At 47.4% G+C, this 3459-nt stretch carries 5 protein-coding genes; all 5 read left to right on the top strand.

From position 1 onward, the window contains the following. Positions 1-733: HD-GYP domain-containing protein (locus tag WBA89_RS04130; protein ID WP_424404263.1), on the top strand; the 733-nt coding region annotated here is incomplete at its 5' end. A gap of 94 nt (positions 734-827) precedes the next feature. Then, entirely contained in the window at positions 828-1421 is a 594-nt protein-coding gene (locus tag WBA89_RS04125) for a pentapeptide repeat-containing protein (protein WP_424404262.1), read from the top strand. A 127-nt stretch (positions 1422-1548) separates the two neighbouring features. After that, positions 1549-2301 carry a DUF2993 domain-containing protein gene (locus tag WBA89_RS04120; protein WP_424404261.1) on the top strand — a complete coding sequence of 251 codons (753 nt, stop codon included), beginning with the start codon at positions 1549-1551 and terminating at the stop codon, positions 2299-2301. Positions 2302-2961: 660 nt separating this feature from the next. Next, complete coding sequence (locus tag WBA89_RS04115; RefSeq protein ID WP_424404260.1) at positions 2962-3252, top strand: DUF1816 domain-containing protein; 291 nt, start codon at positions 2962-2964, stop codon at positions 3250-3252. 5 nt (positions 3253-3257) lie between these two features. Then, positions 3258-3459, top strand: a 202-nt coding sequence (locus WBA89_RS04110; RefSeq protein ID WP_424404259.1) for a hypothetical protein, incomplete at its 3' end; no start/stop codon positions are given.

Genomic DNA, 3459 nt, shown 5'->3' with positions numbered 1-3459 from the left:
AGCAATTAACCGCCAAACCCGCGATTTGTGGGAATTGGAAGGTCAAGCTTTGCGCGTCAGCCGCAATTTGAACGCTAACAAACTGCAAGCTTTTCTGCGGATGGCCCAGCGCGTGGACGAACGCGATCGCTCAAATCCCGCAGCTTCTTTGCAGGTGGCGGCTTTGTCAGAAACTTTGGGTCAACTGCTGGATTTGCCGGCTTTGCAGTTGCGGAGGCTGCGGCTGGCCGGATTGCTGTTTAGAATCGGCTTGGTTTCGGCCCCAAATGAAGTATTCGATCGCACTCCCGATGCTTTTGACCAAGCAACTTTCTCATTTTGGCGCGATCGCAGTTTCATCGGTTCCCAACTGTTGCAAGCAATGCCGGAACTAGCACCTGTAGCAGAAATTGTCAAGCACGAACTCGAAAAATGGGACGGCAGCGGCAGACCCGAAGGTTTGCGAGGCGAAGACATACCCGTTGCATCGCGGATTTTGGGGTTGGTCGCTTATTTTCAAGAATTGACTCAACCGCGGGGCGATCGTCAGGCTTTGAGTTTGAGCGCAGCTTTGGAACAGTGCCGCCAAGAGTCGGGTACTCGCTTCGATCCGGCTTTGGTGGAAACTCTCAGCAACGTCGTCAGACTCGCCGAAATGGGTTTGATGGAGTTACCGAATCGCCCCAGCCAACTGCCGAATGTCTGGTTGGAAGAATCGGGCGATCGAACGACCGCAGCCGCCCCGGCATTATAGAATCACTGGATTGTTGACTGTTGACTGTTGACTGTTGACTGTTGACTGTTGACTGTTAACCAACAACTGACAACCAACAACTGACAACTGACTAATGACTAATGACCTCGAAGCTATACGCAAAGGCAAAATTCAGATGTTGGCCGGCACAGATTTAGCTGGCGCCGACTTAGCGGGAGCCGATCTCGCCGGTGCTGACTTGTCTCAAGCCAACTTGACAGGAGCTAATCTCGCCGGCGCTAATTTGCAGCGGGCGGTACTGCGAGCAAACCTCCGCGGCGCTGACTTGAGCGGCGCAGATTTGCGGGGCGCAGATTTTCGGAATGCCGATTTGCGCGGAGCTTCCTTTGCTAATGCTTTATTGCGCGAGGCAAGTTTTGGGGGTGCTTTTTTGACAGGCGCTGCGATGGGCAATTTGGATTTGAGCGGTGTCGATTTTCGCGGTGCCGATTTGCGCGGCGCAGCTTTGGTTCGGGCAATTTTGCAATCTGCTGATTTGAGCCATGCTAATTTGTCCGGTGCTGATTTGTCCGGCGCTGATTTGGAAGAAGCCATCTTGAATGGAGCTGTACTGCGCGGGGCTAACCTGACGGGGGCTAATTTGCTCTGTGCGGCGATCGAACAAACCATTTGGGATGGAGCTTTGCTCGATCGCGCCTGTCTCCAAGGCACCCCCCTGAGTCCTTAAATTTCAAATATATTCCTTTCTAGGCAGATCGAAAACAAGATATGCTTATAAAGTAAATAAGCACAAGCTATTTTAACATTTCTTAATGGGAGGTTATAATAGCGACATTAGATCAGCAAACGCATAAATGGTAGCAGCTTTGTTTAGCACATCCTTTCAAGGTCAAAGTGGCGATCGCCTTGTCAGCAAAGTAGCAGGAGCTGCGATAGCGGCCTTATTCAAAAGTTCGGAAAAGGCCGAAGCCAACATCCGAGTCGAACCAGTAGCCAAACTATTGCAGGGAAGCATCGACGGTTTCGACTTCATTGGCAAAGGTATGTTGATGTACAACGGCCTTCGCATAGAAGTGATGGAACTCTACCTGCAAGCACTCTCCATTGATTTTGGGGCGATTTTTGCAGGCAGCGTGAAATTGCGGCAGCCTACCCAGGCAAATATGCGAGTAGTCTTAAGTCGATCGGATTTAACCACCTCATTCAACACACCTTTTGTAGTTGAAAAACTCCAGAAGCTGAAATATCAAGAGCAATCTCTGCACTTTCAAAACACAGAAGTCAGCTTCGGAACAGACAAATCAATTAGGCTGCAGTCCGAAATTGCCGTAGGCGATGCCAGCGAACCAGTCAACATAGATATTACAGCTCAATTGCAAGTAGAAGACCGACGCAAAATCCAATTTGTCAGCGTTACATACGGAGGCGACCAGCAAGCAGTAGACTTGGGTAAAGCTATAATTGCCCACGTAAATAACTTGCTAGACTTAGACAAATTTGCCTTAGAAGGCACTCAACTGCGAGTAGACCGCTGCCGAGTTCAAAACGACGAGCTAGTTTTTTACGGTTGGGCTGGCATCGAACAGTTCCCCAAAGGCAAGCCTTAAACCTCAGCCTCCTGATGCGGGCCGACAAATCAGATTTGTTGGAATAATTTTATAGCTTAACAAAACAACCCGCCGCGGCGGGTTTTGCTATTTTAGCCACAGTTTTTTAAACTGTGGCGGTGCTAACGTAAAGTCATACCATTTTTCTAAAGATGTGCTATAGATGAAGTCTTAGCCCCCCCGAAGTCGCGGGGGGGTTGGGGGGGTAATATCGGGAGCATCTCATATTTGTAAAAACACTTCTTTTGACTCCTTCTTTCTTCCTCTTTCCTCCTGTCTCCTGTCTCCTGTCTCCTGCCTTCAATTTATAGCTTGGCTGCAAAAGTGAGATGCTCCCGTAATATCTAGCGCTACTTTATGAAATTGGTATAAATTGCCAGCTACTCAATACTTAAACTCTCGTGACAATTTATAGCGCGCGATCGAGCTTAAAATTAAATACAAAATAGCTTATTCCCTAGGATTTTATATCTCACCTCAAAATCAGCACTTAGATCGAGGCGATCGCACCAATTGCCTTGATAAATTTATAACAAGATTTGCGCGCAGGACAAGAGAAACCCCGTTTCTTGAGAGATACTCTGCAACATCTAACGTATCCTAAAACCCGGTTCACAAGCATAAGTCCAATAGAAAATAAATAACCCCAAAAGAGGAAAAATGCTCGGATTTTATTTATTTTGTATCTACATCGGAGTCTTGTCCGTGCTTGCTGCGCCCTACTCCCGCAGACCCGAAAAATGGTGGGTAGAAATCGTCACAGATTTGCCTCGCTGTACCTATTATTTTGGCCCCTTCGACACCGACAAAGAAGCCTCCAGTCATACTCCGGGCTATCTCGAAGATTTGGAAAGCGAAGGAGCAAAAAGAGTAAGCATCCGCATCAAACGGTGTCAGCCTTCAGCTCTCACCATTTACGAAGATGAATTTTCAGAGAGTATCGCAGCTTAAAAATTTTGAATGTTGAGTTAACTGAAACCTCAACAATAATATCAACATTATCTTCTCCTAGTCCGCTGGGAGTAGAATTTGTATGTATTGCAACGACTTATACCAATTTTAAAAAAGAATGCAACAGTATTCTTGTCCCCCCCCAAAGCATCGGGGGGGCTAGGGGGGGTCAAAGAATGTTGCACGATTTTAGAAAAATGGTATTAC

It is taken from the genome of Microcoleus sp. (genome assembly GCF_049646505.1).
Classification (GTDB): Bacteria; Cyanobacteriota; Cyanobacteriia; order Cyanobacteriales; family Microcoleaceae; genus Microcoleus.
Note: the sequence above shows the minus strand (reverse complement) of the source record. Positions and strands in the feature narration are given on the sequence as shown.